This window comes from Kribbella sp. NPDC051770 (genome assembly GCF_040681455.1).
In the GTDB taxonomy this organism is placed as follows: domain Bacteria; phylum Actinomycetota; class Actinomycetes; order Propionibacteriales; family Kribbellaceae; genus Kribbella.
Window position 1 is genome coordinate 156,756 of record NZ_JBFAYT010000005.1, and the last position, 16,171, is coordinate 172,926.

General features: G+C 70.4%; 12 protein-coding genes and 1 pseudogene. 2 read left to right on the top strand and 11 right to left on the bottom strand.

Features of this window, described 5'->3' with window-relative positions:
* Window positions 1-86 precede the first annotated feature (86 nt).
* Window positions 87-3,239, top strand: coding sequence for an isoleucine--tRNA ligase (gene ileS / locus AB0M01_RS18535; protein WP_363670893.1), 3,153 nt, complete (start codon window positions 87-89; stop codon window positions 3,237-3,239).
* Window positions 3,240-3,455: 216 nt separating this feature from the next.
* On the opposite strand, the gene AB0M01_RS18540 is transcribed toward ileS, so the two are convergent.
* The 6 genes from AB0M01_RS18540 to AB0M01_RS18565 form a co-directional block, all read right to left on the bottom strand.
* Window positions 3,456-4,220 carry a DivIVA domain-containing protein gene (locus AB0M01_RS18540; RefSeq protein WP_184794094.1) on the bottom strand — a complete coding sequence of 255 codons (765 nt, stop codon included), beginning with the start codon at window positions 4,218-4,220 and terminating at the stop codon, window positions 3,456-3,458.
* Between the two features lie 197 nt (window positions 4,221-4,417).
* Window positions 4,418-4,723, bottom strand: a complete 306-nt coding sequence (locus tag AB0M01_RS18545) for a YggT family protein (RefSeq protein WP_344169555.1) — start codon at window positions 4,721-4,723, stop codon at window positions 4,418-4,420.
* Window positions 4,724-4,766: 43 nt separating this feature from the next.
* Entirely contained in the window at window positions 4,767-5,330 is a 564-nt protein-coding gene (sepF, locus tag AB0M01_RS18550) for a cell division protein SepF (protein WP_363670896.1), read from the bottom strand.
* A gap of 72 nt (window positions 5,331-5,402) precedes the next feature.
* Complete coding sequence (locus tag AB0M01_RS18555; protein WP_363670899.1) at window positions 5,403-6,143, bottom strand: YggS family pyridoxal phosphate-dependent enzyme; 741 nt, start codon at window positions 6,141-6,143, stop codon at window positions 5,403-5,405.
* Complete coding sequence (pgeF, locus tag AB0M01_RS18560; RefSeq protein WP_363670901.1) at window positions 6,140-6,871, bottom strand: peptidoglycan editing factor PgeF; 732 nt, start codon at window positions 6,869-6,871, stop codon at window positions 6,140-6,142. The genes AB0M01_RS18555 and pgeF overlap by 4 nt, the downstream gene beginning before the upstream one ends.
* Before the next feature lie 59 nt (window positions 6,872-6,930).
* Window positions 6,931-7,914, bottom strand: a complete 984-nt coding sequence (locus AB0M01_RS18565) for a S41 family peptidase (RefSeq protein ID WP_363670903.1) — start codon at window positions 7,912-7,914, stop codon at window positions 6,931-6,933.
* A 57-nt stretch (window positions 7,915-7,971) separates the two neighbouring features.
* On the opposite strand from AB0M01_RS18565, the gene AB0M01_RS18570 reads away from it, so the two are divergent.
* Window positions 7,972-8,463: a helix-turn-helix domain-containing protein gene (locus tag AB0M01_RS18570; RefSeq protein WP_363670905.1), complete on the top strand. Its 492-nt coding sequence runs from the start codon at window positions 7,972-7,974 to the stop codon at window positions 8,461-8,463.
* A gap of 1,957 nt (window positions 8,464-10,420) precedes the next feature.
* On the opposite strand, the pseudogene ftsZ reads toward AB0M01_RS18570, so the two are convergent.
* The 5 genes and pseudogenes from ftsZ to ftsW form a co-directional block, all read right to left on the bottom strand.
* A pseudogene (gene ftsZ, locus AB0M01_RS18575) lies at window positions 10,421-11,401 on the bottom strand (cell division protein FtsZ); the annotation flags it as partial.
* 201 nt (window positions 11,402-11,602) lie between these two features.
* Window positions 11,603-12,343, bottom strand: coding sequence for an FtsQ-type POTRA domain-containing protein (locus AB0M01_RS18580; protein WP_363670907.1), 741 nt, complete (start codon window positions 12,341-12,343; stop codon window positions 11,603-11,605).
* A 7-nt stretch (window positions 12,344-12,350) separates the two neighbouring features.
* Complete coding sequence (murC, locus tag AB0M01_RS18585; RefSeq protein WP_363670909.1) at window positions 12,351-13,790, bottom strand: UDP-N-acetylmuramate--L-alanine ligase; 1,440 nt, start codon at window positions 13,788-13,790, stop codon at window positions 12,351-12,353.
* Window positions 13,787-14,875, bottom strand: coding sequence for an undecaprenyldiphospho-muramoylpentapeptide beta-N-acetylglucosaminyltransferase (murG, locus tag AB0M01_RS18590; protein ID WP_363670911.1), 1,089 nt, complete (start codon window positions 14,873-14,875; stop codon window positions 13,787-13,789). Before murG ends, murC begins: the two co-directional genes overlap by 4 nt.
* A gap of 5 nt (window positions 14,876-14,880) precedes the next feature.
* Complete coding sequence (gene ftsW, locus AB0M01_RS18595) at window positions 14,881-16,170, bottom strand: putative lipid II flippase FtsW (protein ID WP_363670913.1); 1,290 nt, start codon at window positions 16,168-16,170, stop codon at window positions 14,881-14,883.
* Window position 16,171: the final 1 nt, after the last annotated feature.

Sequence of the window (16,171 nt, forward strand, 5' to 3'; positions counted from 1 at the left end):
ACCAAGGAGGGTGGTACCGCGGAGTACGGCGACGTCGCCGTACGTCGTCCCTTCGTCGAAGCAGCGCGACGAAGGACGGCCAGACCATGGCGGACGACACCCCGACCACCCCGTGGCAGCAGGTACCGGGCCAGGTGGACCTGACCGCGATCGAGCACGACGTGCTCCGGACGTGGGACGAGCAGGACACCTTCGCCAAGTCCCTCGCCCAGAGCGCCGGCGGGACCCCGTGGACCTTCTTCGAGGGTCCGCCGACCGCGAACGGCATGCCCGGCACCCACCACATCGAGGCCCGGGTCTTCAAGGACGTCTTCCCGCGCTACCGGACCATGAAGGGCTTCTCGGTCGACCGCAAGGCCGGCTGGGACTGCCACGGCCTGCCGGTCGAGGTCGCGGTGGAGAAGGAGCTCGGCTTCAGCGGCAAGAACGACATCGAGGCGTACGGCATCGCCGAGTTCAACGCCAAGTGCCGTGAGTCGGTGCTGCGCAACGTCGACGCGTTCACCGAGCTGACCACCCGGATGGGCTACTGGGTCGACCTCGAGCACCCGTACAAGACGATGGACCCGCAGTACGTCGAGTCCGTCTGGTGGTCGCTGAAGCAGATCTTCGACAAGGGTCTGCTGGTCGAGGACTACCGGATCACGCCGTACTGCCCGCGCTGCGGCACCGGCCTGTCGGACCACGAGCTGGCCCAGGGCTACGAGACCGTCGTCGACCCGTCGGTCTACGTCCGCTTCCCGCTCACCTCCGGGCCGCTGGCCGGACAGGCGTCGCTGCTGGTCTGGACCACGACCCCGTGGACCCTGGTCTCCAACACCGCCGTCGCCGTGCACCCGGACGTCGACTACGTCGTCGCCACCGACGGCAACGAGTCGCTGGTCGTCGCCGAGCCGCTGCTGGGCTCGCTCGGCGAGGGCTGGACCGTCACCAACACGTACGCCGGCCGCGAGCTGGAGCACTGGACCTACCAGCGCCCGTTCGAGCTGGTCGCGTTCGACGAGCCGGCGCACTACGTCGTACTGGCCGAGTACGTCACCACCGAGGACGGCACCGGTCTGGTCCACCAGTCCCCCGCCTTCGGCGCCGACGACCTCCAGGTCGCGCGGGCGTACAACCTGCCGGTGGTCAACCCGGTCGGGTCGGACGGCCGCTTCAACGCGGACGTGCCGCTGGTCGGTGGCCAGTTCTTCAAGAAGGCCGACGAGGACCTGGTCAAGGACCTGGACGCCCGTGGCGTGCTGTTCCGGCATGTCCCGTACGAGCACCCGTACCCGCACTGCTGGCGCTGCCACACCCCGGTCATGTACTACGCGCTCCCGTCCTGGTACATCCGCACCACCCAGGTCAAGGACGCGCTGCTGCGCGAGAACGAGAAGACCAACTGGTTCCCCGAGTCGGTCAAGTGGGGCCGGTACGGCGACTGGCTGCGCAACAACATCGACTGGGCGGTCTCCCGCTCCCGCTACTGGGGTACGCCGCTGCCGATCTGGCGCTGCGCCGAGGAGCACCTGGTCTGCGTCGGCTCGCTGGCCGAGCTGGGCGAGCTGGCCGGGCGCGACCTGAGCAGCACCGACCCGCACCGCCCGTACGTCGACGACATCACCTTCGCCTGCCCGACCTGCGGCGGCGAGTCGCACCGGGTCGCCGAGGTGATCGACGCCTGGTACGACTCGGGCTCGATGCCGTTCGCGCAGTGGGGCTACCCGTGGGTCGAGGGCTCGAAGGAGAAGTTCGAGAAGGCCTACCCGGCCGACTTCATCTCCGAGGCGATCGACCAGACCCGCGGCTGGTTCTACACGCTGATGGCGATCGGCACGCTGGTGTTCGACGAGTCGTCGTACCGGAACGTGGTCTGCCTGGGGCACATCCTGGCCGAGGACGGCCGGAAGATGTCCAAGCACCTGGGCAACATCCTGGAGCCGATCCCGCTGATGGACGACCACGGCGCGGACGCGGTGCGCTGGTTCATGGCCGCCTCCGGATCGCCCTGGAAGGCGCGCGGCATCGGGCCGAACGTGCTGAACGAGATCGTCCGCAAGGTGCTGCTGACGTACTGGAACACGGTCGCCTTCCACGCGCTGTACGCGCGGCTGGCCGACTGGAACCCGGCCGACATGCCGCCGGTCGCGGAGCGCTCGGTGCTGGACCGCTGGCTGGTCAGCGAGACGCACCGGCTGGTCCGCGACGCCGACGAGGCCTACGCCGGGTACGACACGCAGAAGCTGGGCGCGCTGATCAGCTCGTTCGTCGACACGCTGTCGAACTGGTACGTCCGCCGTTCGCGGCGCCGCTTCTGGTCCGGTGACGCCGGCGCGCTGGCGACGCTGCACGAGACGCTCGACGTGCTGACCCGGCTGATGGCGCCGCTGACGCCGTTCCTGACCGAGCGGGTCTGGCAGGACGTGTTCCGGCCGGTCACGCCGGGGCTGCCCGAGTCGGTGCACCTGTCGACGTTCCCGGCGTACGACGCGGAGCTGATCGACGACACGCTGGCCACGCACGTGTCGATGGCCAAGCGGGTCGTCGAGCTGGGCCGGTCGGCGCGGGCCGAGGCCAAGGTGCGGACCCGGCAGCCGCTGAGTCGCGCGCTGGTCGGCTCTGCGGCGATCGCTGACCTGTCGGAGGAGCTGCTGCGCGAGATCGCGGAGGAGCTGAACGTCGGGTCGGTGGAGCCGCTGTCGTCGGCCGGTGCGGATCTGGTCGAGCACTCGGCGAAGGGCAACTTCCGGGAGCTGGGCAAGCGGTTCGCGAAGCAGACGCCGGTGGTCGCGAAGGCGATCGCGGCCGCGAACGCTGCCGAGCTGGCCGCGGCGCTGAAGGCGTCCGGTACGGCGACTGTCGTGGTCGATGGTGAGCCGGTCGAGGTGAGCGCCGACGAGGTGCTGATCTCGGAGCGGCCGCGCGAGGGCTGGTCGGTGGTCAACGAGCAGGGCGAGACGGTCGCGCTCGACCTCGAGGTGACGCCGGAGCTGAAGCAGGCCGGGCTGGCCCGTGAGGTGGTCCGGACGTTGCAGGAGGCCCGGAAGAACGCCGGCCTGGAGGTCTCGGACCGGATCAGCGTGTGGCTGAGCGCGACCGACGCCGAACTGGCCGATGCCCTCGGCAAGCACGCCGACGACGTCGCCCGCGAGGTGCTGGCCACCGCGGTGGTCCAGTCGGCGCCGGAAGCAACTGACGGCCTGGTCACCGGTACGGACGAGGACCTGGGCCTGACGTACTGGCTGCAGAAGGCCTGACAGACACCGGAAACGCAGCGGGGCCCGACCTGGAAGTTCAGGTTCGGGCCCCGCTGCGTTGGTGCTTCTCGGCTTTGGTTAAGACTGCGTTCAGTTCAGTCCTCGGACCGGGATTTCACTCTATGTGACCGTGGCGGCGCGGTCAGTCAGAAGTTCCCGGACATGACGAAGAGGCGGTGCCGCCGGAAAGCACCGCCTCCTCACCCGAGGTGTTGTTTACACGCCGTGACCGTGAGCCTGCGCGCGGGCCTCCGGGCGGAAGCCGTTGCGCGGGCTGAGCGTGTCGTCGCCGTTGCCGAGCGCCTTGAGCTGCTCGGTGAAGTACGTCTTCAGCCGGCTGCGGTACTCGCGCTCGTAGGCGTGCAGGTCGTCGATCGTGCGCTCGAGCTGGCCCTTCTGCTTCTCCAGGGTCCCCAGCATCTGCGCGCGCCGCTCGGCGATCTCGCCGTCGAGCTTCTCGGCGCGGGCGCGGGCCTCACCGGTCATCCGGTCGGCCTTGCCGCGGGCCTCGTTCTCCAGCCGCTCGGCCTTGGCGCGGGCCTCGCCGATGATCTTGTCGGCGGTGTCCTTCGCCTCCTGGACCAGGTCGTCGGAGTGCTTGGTGGCCATCTCCAGCAGCCGCACGGCGGAGCTGGACGCGTCGCCGACGGTCCCTGCTGCCGCAGCAGCCCCCGCGGCCGCTACAGCGGGAGCGACGACTGGGGGCTTCTCCTCGGGCTTCTCGACCACGACCGGAGCGGGCTTGGGCTGTTGTACGACGGGCGGGAGCGCGGCGGTCTGGTCGACCGGCCGCTCCTGACCCGCACCAGCGCGCTGGGCCGCCGCCAGCTTCGCGCGCAGCTCTTCGTTCTCCGCGAGGAGACGCTCGAGCTCGGCCTCCACCTCGTCGAGGAAGGAGTCGACCTCAGTGACGTCGTAACCCTCCCGCAATCGGACGGGCGTGAACTGCTTCGAGCGGACGTCATCCGGCGTCAGCGGCATCTTTCACCTCGTTTGTCTGTGTCTTGGCGGAGTCTGGGGCGCAAACCCCGGCGACTCAGTAGATCACGTTATCGCTTCGTTGTGTTCTGGCGGAATCCGGGCCGGGCGACAACTTGACCGGCACCCCTTCGCTCGGGTCTGCTTCTACCCCTCCTGCCGATGGCTCAAGCTCCGTCGCGGCGTCCGCACGGCCGCCCTCACAGCGACCGGATCGCGGTGTTGTTGACCGACATCGCCAGCGAGACGAGCACGAACAACATCAGCATGGACAGGTCGATCCGGATCCCGCCGGCCCCGATCGGGGGCAGGATGCGGCGCAGTGGCCGCAGGAACGGGTCGGTGACGGAGTAGACCAGTTCGAACAGCAGCAGCAGCGGGCCCTTGGGGTGCCACTGTGGCGCGAACATGACAATCAGACTGAGTACGAACCGCGCCACCAGCATCAGGAAGAAGGCGAGCAGCACCCAGCTGAGAACACTGAGGACGAGCGCTAGAGCAACCATGTCGTCAATGAGTGTAGAAGACCGGGGAAGTCACCGGAGCGTTCTAGCTCTGGTTGTAGAACCCGTCCGCGGCGATCTTCTCCTTCTCCTCCGCGGCGACCGTCACGTTCGGCGGGCAGACCAGGAACACCTTGGTGGTGATCCGTTCGATCGAGCCACGGCAGCAGAAGATCAGCCCGGCGGCGAAGTCGACCAGCCGCTTGGCGTCGGCGTGGTCCATCTCGGTCAGGTTCATGATGACGGGGGTACCGTCGCGGAAGTGCTCACCGATGACGCGCGCCTCGTTGTAGCTGCGCGGGTGCACGGTGGTGATGCGGGCCAACTCGGTAACCTCCGGGGACGGTACGACTCCACGCCGCTCTGGAAACTTGCTGACCGTCGCGCCCTGCTCGTCGCGGTCACGCTGGTCACGACCGTCGCGAACCTCGCGACCGTCGCGCGCGTCCCGGGACTCGCGGACCGGTTCGGTCTCGTGGGACTCCCCGTCGACGACGTCGTCCTCGTACTCGTCGTAGTCGTCGTACTCGTCGTCGTAGCGCGCGTTGTAGCGCTCGCCGTCCTCGACCAAGCCGAGGTACACACCCATCTTGCGCAGCGCGCCGCTCATGGCCCTCCAGCCCTTCGAATCAGGTTCCTCGCCGACGAGTGAGCGGACCTCGCGATCCACTCGATGTCGACACTAGCCCAGTGGGGGACGCGTTCCGAGTAATGCACGCCCGAGCCGAACGTGTGTCGCTCCCTGCCTGATCGCCGCCTCCAGGTCACCGGTCATCCCGGCCGAGATCCAGCCGGCGCCGGCGTGTTCGGAGCGTAGCCGCGACGACACCGCACGCAGCGCGGCGAAGGCCTCGTCGGGGTCGGAACCCAACGGCGCAACGGCCATCACGCCACCCAGCTCGAGGCCGTCGGCTTCGGCGACAGCAGTCGCCAGTTCCGTTACGTCGCCCGGCGCGACGCCGCCGCGGCTCATGCCCGTCTCGGCGCCCTCAGGCCCGTACGACGCCAGGCTGACCTGCAACAGGCACCGCACGGTTTTCTCCTCGGCGACGGCGGCTTTCGACAGCGCGCCGACCAGCGAGAGCCGGTCGACGGAGTGCACGACCTGGGCCAGGCGGACCACCGAGCGGGCCTTGTTCGACTGCAGCTGGCCGACGAAGTGCCAAACGAGGTCGGGCGCGTCGGGCGCCTTCGCCTTCAGCTCCTGCTCACGGTTCTCCCCCGTGTCGGTGACACCGAGTGCGGCCAGCGCGCGGACGTCCTCGATCGGGAAGGTCTTGGTGATCGCGACCAGGGTGACGGAATTCTCGGGGCGCCCGGCGGCTTCACAAGCGGCCCGGATGCGTTCGCGAACTTGTGCAACGTTCGCGGACAGCTCCGCCGCGCGGGCCGCTGGATCGGCTCGCTCCTCCTCGGCGCTCATTCGCCGAGCCTGATCAGGCCGGCGAGGCGGCCGCTGACCTGGCCCTCGCGGCGGTACGAGTAGAGGTCCTCGGACTCGATCGTGCAGCGCGTCCGGTCGACCACCTCGACGCCCAGCTCGCCGAGCTGCGCGGTGACACCGGCGGCCACGTCGATCGACGGCGTACCCCAACTGGTCTCGGCGTACGACGCGGGCACGCGCTCGGCGACCTCGGCGCGCATCTCCTCCGGGACCTCGTAGCAGCGACCGCAGGCGTACGGGCCGAGGACCGCGGTGATCGACTCGGCGCCGAGGCCGCGCATCGCGTCGACCGTGGCCGGCACCACCCCGGCGTACAGGCCTTTGCGGCCGGAGTGCGCCGCGCCGATCACGCCGTTGACCGGGTCGGCGAGCAGGACCGGGAGGCAGTCCGCGGCGCGGACGGCCAGGACGACGTCGGTGCGGGTGGTGACGAGGGCGTCGGCCTTCGGGTTCGGGCTGACCGGAAGCACGTCCTCCGGCCGCACGACGTGGACGTCGCGGCCGTGCACCTGGCTGACCCGGACCACCGCCTCCGGCGTGAGGTCGAACGCGGCGGCGACCCGGCGGAAGTTCTCGGCGATCGCCTCGGCCTCGTCACCGGCCGCGCTGCCGAGATTCAGTTCGCCGTACGGCGGGAGGCTGGCTCCCCCGTAGCGATCGGTGAAGGCGAAGCGGACACTGCCGAGAACCTCGTCGTAACCGAACACGGCAGAAGGCTACCCAGCGACCGGGGCCGGGCCGCACCCCGACCACCCCTCGCGGCAGGTCAGCCGGCCGCGGGGGCGAGGGACAGGTCGAGCGCCGCCCGGGCTTCGTCGAGGACGCCGAGGCGTTCGGGCGTGGCGGGCAGCGCGAGGACGTGCTCGACGGCCTCGCGGTGGGCGACGGCGTACGCGTCGGTGGCGGGGACCTCGAGGTCGGGGGTGATGCCGGCGCCTTCCCAGTTGGTGCCGGAGACCGGGTTGATCGCGCGCATGATCGGGATGGTCGCCTCCAGGTGGCTGTGCAGCTTGAAACCCTCGCGCGGGTGGGCGCCGCCGCCGGTGCGCTCCCCCACGACCTTGGCGCGGCCGAGCTGCTGGAGGTCGTAGGTCAGCTCCTCGCCGCCGGAGAACGTGGAGCCGCTGGTCAGCACCCAGATCGGCTTGCTGCCACCGAAGCGCGGGCCGGGGACATGGTGGGTCCAGAACTGGCGGACGGCGCCGGTCGCGGGGGTGACCAGATCGTTCAGGTGCACCGGTTCGCCGTCGAACAGGTGGCTGCAGACGAACGCGACCTGCTCGGGCGACCCGCCGAGGCACTCGCGGAGATCGAGGATCAGCGCGTCCGTTGCTGCGAGCAACGACATTGCGGCGGTGACGGCGGCGCCGCCGTGCGACGGGTCGAAGAGCAGCGGTTTGATCCCGAGCAGGCCGATGTTGCCGGGGAGGCGCTCGACGCGACCGACGCCGCCGGCGTCGAGGCGGGCGCGGGTCGCCCAGTAGTGCTCCTCCTCGACCGGATCGGTCTCGTCGGGCACCTCGCCGCGGTGGAACTTGAGCCGCAGGTGCTTGTCCTGGTTGCCGATCTGGAGGTCGGCGGTGACCTGGACGGAGAGCTGCTCGGGGTCGGTCAGTCCGTCGTACTTGCCGTCGGCGGCGGCGGTGGTCAGGCGGTCCGCGACCTCGCGGCCGACCTCGGGGAACACGTACTGCTCGTTCACCAGGGCGGCCAGGCGGTCCACGATGGTTCGGATCTCGTCGGTGTGCATGCCGAGGAGTGAAGCACGCGGCTTGACAAAGCGTCAAGGATCTTTGACGCTTGATTCATGGACGAGGACCTGGAGATCTCCAGCGCGGCACAGTTCAAGGCCCTCGGGCACCCACTGCGGCACCGACTGCTCTTCGCGCTCGGGCAGGAGTCGGCGACGACGAGCCAGCTGGCGGTGACGCTGGGGACGGGCAAGGGGAACATCGCGCACCACCTCGGCGTACTGCGGGAGGCAGGCATGGTCGAGGTCACGGAGACCCGACAAGTGCGGGGTGGGACGGAGCAGTACTACCGGCGTACGGCGCACCGCTTCAGCTTCACCGGCGAGGGTGCGCGGGAGAACAACACGATCGCCCTGCAGGCGGTCGCTGCCGACCTGCAGACCGCCGACGATCCGCTGCTGAACATCCGCAACGTGCGGCTGACGCAGGCCCAGGCCGAAGAACTCGCGGCGCAGCTCGACAAGATCACGACGACGCTGAAGGACGCGGGGCCGGGCGAGGCGCGGCACGGGGTGGTCGTCGCCGTCTACCGACCTGAGCAGACTTAGCCCCTCGAGGACGTACCGAGCAACAGGAGGTCTCCTGTTGTGCGCCGCCCGCGTACGCGCCTGCACGCCTGAACCCCACCGTCCGCGCGCCACACCTCCTGTCCTTCGGCACACCGTCCTTCAACGAACGTCATCTTTGAGCACCACCCAGTCAGCCAGAGCCGCAATTCGTGCCTGAACGGTGCCCAAAGTGCGATCGAGGCCGGGGGTCGGGCGAGGAGGAGGAGAAGGAGGAGGAGGACGGATGGACCTGGCGGGCGGCCTCGCGGGGCCGAGGTAGGCGAGCCGGCAGGTTCACAGACCCCGTCGGGCTCGGCCGGCGGGGCGGGCTGGCGCGTCGGGCAGGTTGGCGGGCCCGGCCGGCGCGGCACGGGGTGGTAGTCGCCGTTTACCGATCTGAACGGACGTAGCCGCTCGAGGACGTACCGAGCAACAGGAGGTCTCCCCTGTTGCGCCCCCGAGTACGCACTTCGGCACGTCTGAACCCCACAGTCCGCACGCCACACCTCCTGTCCTTCGGCACGTCATCCTTCAACGAACGTCATCTTTGAGCACCACCCAGTCAGCCAGAGCCGCAATTCGTGCCTGAACGGTGCCCAAAGTGCGATCGAGGGCGGGGATCGGGCGAGGAGGAGGGCGACGGAGGGGCCGAGCGGACGGCCTGGCCGCGCCGGGGGTAGGCGGCATGGCAGGGCCGGGGCGGGCCGGCAGGCTCACAGCCCCGGGCAGGCCCGGCCTGCGGGGCGGCCGCGTCGGGCAGGTTCGCGGGCCCGGCCAGACGGCGGCGTAAGGCAGATTGGCGGGCTCGGCCAGCGGGGCGGCGCGTCTGGGCAGGTTGGCGGGCTCGGCCAGCGGGGCGGCGCGTCTCGGCAGGTTGCCGGGCCCGGCCAGCGGGGCGGGCGAGGCGGGGTCGGGTTGGTTGGCGGGGTGGGCGGCGGCGCTTGGGTGGGGTGCCTGGCTGGGCAGGTCGGACTTTGTCGGCGGGAGGAGGGCTGCGAGCGCGGGGTTGCGGCGTGGGTGCGGAGTGGTGTCGCCTGCTCCGCGCTGCTCAACGGCGAACGCCCCGGCCGGAGGCTGGGGCGTTCGGGGGTGACTACTTCAGGAAGTCGGGGATGTCGAGGTCTTCCTCGGGGTCCGGCTTTCTGGTGGGGCGGGTGGGTGGGGTCTGGGTGGACGGCGGGGAGTACGGCGCGGAGGTGGTCGGCGGGGTGCGGGTTGGCTCGCCGGGCTGGGGGCGGGCCGAGTACGTCGTGCCGGCGCCGGGGCGGGACTCCGTCGACGGTGGGACCGGGACGGTGTCGTCGCTGGGGGTGCCGAAGTGGCCGTGGGTGACCTGGGCGTCCTGGGACGCCGGGGTGGAGGTCGGGGCCGGGTTGGTGGAGCTGAAGGGGATGGTGCCGGGGACCTGGGGCGGGGTGGGCTGGCCGTTGGGCGAGTGGCCCTGACCCGACTGGTTCTGACCCGACTGGCCGTGGGCCGAGTGGTCCTGGGATCCCTGGCCGTGGTTCGGCTGGCCGTCCGCGGGCTGGCCGTCGGCTGAGCGGCCGTCAGCTGACTGGCCGTGGCCGGCCGCGGCGTGACCGGCCGCGCCGTGACCGGAGTGGCTCTGCCCCGGGCCACCCTGACCAGAGCTTCCCTGCCCCAGGCCGCCCTGCGCCGGGCCGCCCTGTCCCTGACCGCCCTGACCCTGCGTCGCAGCATTCGTGCCCACACCGCCCGGCGAGTACCCCGGCGGGTTCGAGCTGTCTGCGCCCGGCTGGTGCATCTGGGCCGAGAACTCCTGCCGCGGCGCCCCGAAGGCGTCCGTGCGCGGTGCGGGGAAGCCGGTGTCCTGGCGCTGGTTGCTGAAGCCGTTCTCCTGGCGCGGGGCGCCGAAGCCCGAGTCCTGGCGCGGCGCTCCGAAGGAGTCCTGACGTGCGGGCGGCGCCTCGGCGCTGCCTGCGCGGTTCTGCGGGCGGGCGCTGTTCATCGCCTGCTCGCGGCGCTTCGGCATGCCGCCGTCGAAGCCAGCGGCGATTACGGTGACCCGGACCTCGTCGCCGAGGGCGTCGTCGATCACCGCGCCGAAGATGATGTTGGCGTCGGTGTGCGCCGACTCCGAGACCAGCTGGGCCGCCTCGTTGATTTCGAACAGGCCGAGGTCCGACCCGCCCGCGATCGACAGCAGCACCCCGTGCGCACCCTCGATGCTTGCCTCGAGCAACGGAGACGAGATGGCGGCCTCGGCGGCCGCGACCGCGCGGTCCTCGCCGCGCGACGAGCCGATCCCCATCAGCGCGGAGCCGGCGTTCGACATGACCGCCTTGACGTCGGCGAAGTCGACGTTGATCAGGCCCGGCGTGGTGATCAGGTCGGTGATGCCGGAGACGCCCTGCAGCAGCACCTGGTCGGCCTGCTTGAAGGCGTCCAGCACGGACACGGCCCGGTCGGAGATGGTGAGCAGCCGGTCGTTGGGGATGACGATCAGGGTGTCGACCTCTTCGCGGAGCGCGGAGATGCCGTCCTCGGCCTGGGTCGCCCGGCGCTTGCCCTCGAAGGAGAACGGCCGGGTGACGACGCCGATGGTCAGCGCGCCGAGCGAGCGGGCGATCCGGGAGACCACCGGCGCACCGCCGGTGCCGGTGCCGCCGCCCTCACCCGCGGTGACGAAGACCATGTCGGCGCCCTTGAGCGCCTCCTCGATCTCCTCCGCGTGGTCCTCGGCGGCCTTCTGCCCGATCGACGGGTTCGCGCCGGCCCCGAGGCCGCGGGTCTCCTCCCGGCCGATGTCGAGCTTGACGTCCGCGTCGCTCATCAACAGCGCCTGGGCGTCGGTGTTGATGGCGATGAACTCAACGCCCTTCAGACCGTGCTCGATCATCCGGTTGACGGCGTTCACGCCGCCTCCGCCGATACCGACGACCTTGATGAGTGCCAAATAGTTCTGCGGTGCCGCCACGTCCGCGCCTCTCGCCTCGTTCTGTCCCGTTGTGACCTGTTGGCCGTGTTCCAGCGAAAGTTCCAGCGAAAAGACTGAACCTCAAGTGGATGCTTAGAGTTATCTCGACTTTATCGATTGCGTCGCACGCTACGGGACGCGTTCTGCCAATGTCCACGCGCCTCGCCGCCCGTCCCGTGATGTGGTTCGGGATGTGACGCGTTACCTCTTTTCCCCTTTGGTGACAGGGAGATCGGGCGCGGACACGTCGTACACCTTGGCCTGGCGCCGCATCAGCACGCTGAGTACCTCGGCCTTTTGCGCGCTGTCATCGGAACCGCCCCAGACCACCTTCACCCCGGACCCCAGATTGAGGGTGATCGAGTCCGGCGAGGAGGCCGAGATCGACCGTACCTCGGAACGCAGCGTGACCGGCAAAGCGGCTGACACGGTCACCACCGAGCGGATCGTCACCTCCCGGCGGGCACCGACGACCAGGGCCTCCGGCAGTCCCTCGGGCCGCGACGGCACGGTCCGGAACGACGTACCGGTCGCGTCGACCAGCTCGAACTGCTTGCCGTCGGTGACCACCACGACCGGGACCCGCTCGGTGAGCACGATCTCCAGCTGGTTCGGCCAGGCCCGGGTCACCTGCGCGTCGGCGACGGACTGGATCCCGCGCACCCGTTCGGCGATCACGTTCAGGTCGACCTTGGCCAGCGGTGTCCCGAGCGGGGCCTCGGCGACCTGCTCGACCGTTGCCACCGGCACCGTGTCCGCGCCGGTCACCCGGACGCCGTCGACGGCCAGCGCGGACGAGAAGTAGAACAGCCAGACGGTGATCGCGGACAGCAGCAGCACCGCGCCGCCGACCGCCCAGGGCAGCCAGCTCCGCCAGCGCACCAGCCGCTGCCGGCGCGCGAACCGCTGCTGGGCCTTGGCCAGATCAGCGTCGGAGCTCATCGAAGGATCACTCGATCAGTGCGGCGTTGTGCGCCGCCCGCTCGGCCAGCAGCCCGACCACCTCGGGCCCGATCAGCGTCACGTCGCCCGCGCCCAGGGTGACCACGAGGTCCCCCGGCAACGCGAGATCAGCCACCACCCGCGGTACGGCGGACCAGGACGGCTCGAAGCGCACCTGCTCCGGCTTCAGCGGCACGTGGTTCGCGATCAGGGCGCCGGTGACACCGGGCTCCGGGTCCTCGCGGGCCGCGAAGATGTCCATCACGACGACCTCGTCGGCCAGCGCCAGCGCCTCGGAGAACTCGGTCGCGAAGATCCGCGTCCGGCTGAACAGGTGCGGCTGGAAGCAGGCGATCACGCGCCCCTCCCCCGCCACCTGCCGGGCCGCGATCAGGTCGACGGTCAGCTCGGTCGGGTGGTGCGCGTAGGAGTCGAACACCCGCACGCCGTCCTCGAGTCCCTTGAACTCGAACCGCCGTCCGGTCCCGGTGAACGACGCCAGCCCTTCGGCCAGGTCGGCCGCGGAGAAGCCGAGCCCGAGCCCGACGGACAGTGCGGCGGAGGCGTTCAGCGCGTTGTGCTTGCCGGCCTGCTGCAGGTTCACCACCGGCAGCTTGCGGCCGCGGAACACCGGCACGAACGACTGCAGGGCACCGGACGCGGAGATCTCGGTGACCCGCAGATCGGCGTCGTCGGCCTCGCCGTACGTCCGGACGTCGATCCCGCGCTCGCGCGCGAACGCGGCCAGCCGGCGCGCGCCCGCGTCGTCGTAGCAGACGACCATGAAGCCGCCCGGCTGGACGCGGCCGCAGAAGTCCTCGAAGGCCTGGAAGTAGCTGGCCTCGTCGCCGTAGTTGTCCAGGTGGTCGGGCTCGACCGAGGTGACGATCGAGACCTCGGGGCTGTAGGTCAGGAACGACTTGTCGGACTCGTCGGCCTCGGCCACGAACAGGTCGCCGGTGCCGTCGTGCGCGTTCGAGCCGGACTCGTTGAGGTTCCCGCCGATCGCGTACGACGGGTCCGCCGCGCAGTGCTGCAGCGCGACGGTGAGCATCGACGTCGTGGTGGTCTTGCCGTGCGTCCCGGCGACGGCGACCGTGCGCCGCCCGACCATCACCGAGGCGAGCGCGGCCGCCCGCGGCAGGATCGGGATCCCGGCCGCGCGGGCCGCGACGACCTCGGGGTTCGTCTCCCGGATCGCGGTCGAGACCACGACGGTGTCGACGGCGGCGACGTGCTCGGCGGCGTGGCCGACCCAGCAGGTGGCGCCGAGGGCGCGCAGCGCGGCGAGCACCTTGCCGTCCTTGGCGTCGGAGCCGGAGACCTCGATGCCGCGCGAGGCCATGATGCGGGCGATGCCGGACATCCCGGCGCCGCCGATGCCGACGAAGTGCACGCGGCCCAGCTTCTCGGCCGGCAGGAGAGTGTCAGGTGCGGTGACGATCACGAGGCCGACCTCACCACATCGAGCACGATCTGCGCCAACCGGTCGTCGGCGTCGGTGCGGATGACTCCCTGCGCGGCTGCGGACATGGCTGTCAGACGCGCCCGGTCGTGCAGAAGTCGCGGCACGGTCGCGCGGACCCAGTCGGGGGTGACGTCGGCGTTGTCGACGATCAGGCCGCCGCCCGCATCGACCACGGGCTTGGCGTTCAGCCGCTGCTCACCGTTACCGTGCGGCAGCGGAACGTAGATCGCCGGCAGTCCGACCCCGGAGACCTCGGTGACCGTGTTCGACCCCGAGCGGCAGACCACCAGGTCGGCGGCCGCGTAGGCGAGGTCCATCCGGTCGACGTACGAGAGCACGCGGTACGGCAACGGGCCGGTCTGGGCGACCTCGAGGGTGTTCTTCGGGCCGATCGCGTGCAGAACCTGTACGCCGGCCGCCTGCAGGTCCGCGGCCGCGCCGGCGAAGGCGTTGTTCAGCTGCTGCGCACCCTGCGAGCCGCCGGTGACGAACAGCGTCGGCGCCGCCGGGTCGAGCCCGAAGAACGCCTGCGCCTCGGCGCGCTGCGCGGCCCGGTCCATCGTCGAGATGGCCCGGCGGATCGGCAGGCCGACGTACTGGGCGTGCGGGAGGTCGGTGCCGGGGAACGAGGTGATCACGTTCTCGGTGCAGTACCGGGCCGCGAACTTGTTCGCGATGCCGGGGACCGCGTTGCCCTCGTGCACGACGATCGGCGTCTTGCGGCGCCAGGCCGCGACGTACGCCGGGGTGGACACGTAGCCGCCGAAGCCGACGAGCACGTCGGCCTTGGCCTCGTCGAGCACCTTGCGGGCGGCGCTGACGGAGTTCAGCATCTTGCCCGGTACGGCGAACAGCGCCGGCGTGGGCTTGCGCGGCAGCGGGACCGGCGGGATCAGCTCGAGCCGGTACCCGGCCTCGGGCACCACCCGGGTCTCCAGCCCGCGCTCGGTCCCCAGGGCGAGGATCTCGACGGTCGGGTCGATCCGGCGCAACGCGTCGGCGGTCGCGATCAGGGGTGAGGTGTGGCCGGCGGTTCCCCCACCGGCCAGAACGATGCTCGGCACAGCTTTCAACGCTCCCGCGTGTTCTCACGGCCGCTCGGGCCAGGTGTGCGCCGCGTCGACATCCACCCGAGCAGTGGCCGCCGGTGCTCCTTGAGGGCGGCCTGCGCGCCGGGCTCGGCCTTCGCGAAGGACAGCAGCATGCCGATCGCGATCAGCGTCGGCAGCAGTGCGGACCCACCGTACGACAAAAGCGGGAGCGGGATCCCCACGATCGGTAGCAGACCGATCACGGCCCCGAGGTTGACCAGCGTCTGGGCCATGATCCAGACCGTGATCCCGGCCGCGCAGTAGCGGATGAACGGCTCGGTGGACCGGGTCGCGATCCGGATCCCGGCGTAGGCCAGGGTCAGGAACAGCGCGAGCACGGTCAGCGAGCCGATCAGCCCGAGCTCCTCACCGATCACCGCGAAGATGAAGTCGGTGTGCGCCTCGGGCAGGTTGCCCCACTTCTGCCGGCTGTTGCCGATCCCGACGCCCCACCAGCCGCCGGTGGAGAGCGCGTACAGGCCGTGGTAGGCCTGCCAGCCGACGTCGGTCGGGTCGGCGAACGGGTTCATGAAGTTGGTCAGGCGGTCCATCCGGTGCTTCGCGGTGGTGACGAAGTACGCCGCGATCACACCGACCACCGCGATCGCGGTGACGAACAGCCGGGTCGGCGCGCCGACCACCCAGATCAGCCCGATCATGATCGCCATCAGCACCAGCGACGTGCCGAGGTCGCGCTGGCCGACGATCAGCGCGATCACCAGGCCGCAGACCGGCGCCATCGGGATCAGCAGGTGCTTCCACTGGGTGAGCAGCTTCTGCTTGCGCGCGTACAGGTCGGCGCACCACATCACCAGCGCCAGCTTGGCGAACTCGCTCGGCTGGATCTGCAGCGGACCGCCGAAGGACAGCCAGTTCGTGTTGCCGTTGACGTTCTTGCCCAGGCCCGGCACGTAGGTCAGCACCAGCAGGAACGTCGAGCCCAGCAGGGCGACGTACGCGAGCATCCGGAAGTGCCGCGGTGTCATCCGCGAGGCGACGTACGCCATCGGCAGACCGACGCCGACCCAGATCAGCTGGCGGTAGAAGATCGTGTAGCTGTTCCCGTTCGTACGCAGCGACAGCACGCTCGAAGCCGACAGGACCATCAGCAGCCCGAGCACCATCAGCAGACCGGTCGCGCCGAGCACCAGGTGGTACGACGTGAGCGGGCGGTCCAGGATGTTCCGGACAGCGGCCAGGAAGGCACTGCCGGTCCCGCCACCGCGCTCGGGCGACTTCTGCTCCGGCCGGTCCATGATCGACGTCATG

What these genes read in the sequence shown, in the direction of transcription:
- AB0M01_RS18540 (WP_184794094.1), bottom strand. Translation starts at nt 4,220, where the DNA reads ATGCCGCTGACGCCGGATGACGTCCGCTCGAAGCAGTTCACGCCCGTC.
- AB0M01_RS18570 (WP_363670905.1), top strand. Translation starts at nt 7,972, where the DNA reads ATGGACGAGGACCTGGAGATCTCCAGCGCGGCACAGTTCAAGGCCCTC.
- AB0M01_RS18565 (WP_363670903.1), bottom strand. Translation starts at nt 7,914, where the DNA reads ATGCACACCGACGAGATCCGAACCATCGTGGACCGCCTGGCCGCCCTG.
- AB0M01_RS18545 (WP_344169555.1), bottom strand. Translation starts at nt 4,723, where the DNA reads ATGGTTGCTCTAGCGCTCGTCCTCAGTGTTCTCAGCTGGGTGCTGCTC.
- AB0M01_RS18555 (WP_363670899.1), bottom strand. Translation starts at nt 6,143, where the DNA reads ATGAGCGCCGAGGAGGAGCGAGCCGATCCAGCGGCCCGCGCGGCGGAG.
- sepF (WP_363670896.1), bottom strand. Translation starts at nt 5,330, where the DNA reads ATGAGCGGCGCGCTGCGCAAGATGGGTGTGTACCTCGGCTTGGTCGAG.
- ftsW (WP_363670913.1), bottom strand. Translation starts at nt 16,170, where the DNA reads ATGACGTCGATCATGGACCGGCCGGAGCAGAAGTCGCCCGAGCGCGGT.
- AB0M01_RS18580 (WP_363670907.1), bottom strand. Translation starts at nt 12,343, where the DNA reads ATGAGCTCCGACGCTGATCTGGCCAAGGCCCAGCAGCGGTTCGCGCGC.
- ileS (WP_363670893.1), top strand. Translation starts at nt 87, where the DNA reads ATGGCGGACGACACCCCGACCACCCCGTGGCAGCAGGTACCGGGCCAG.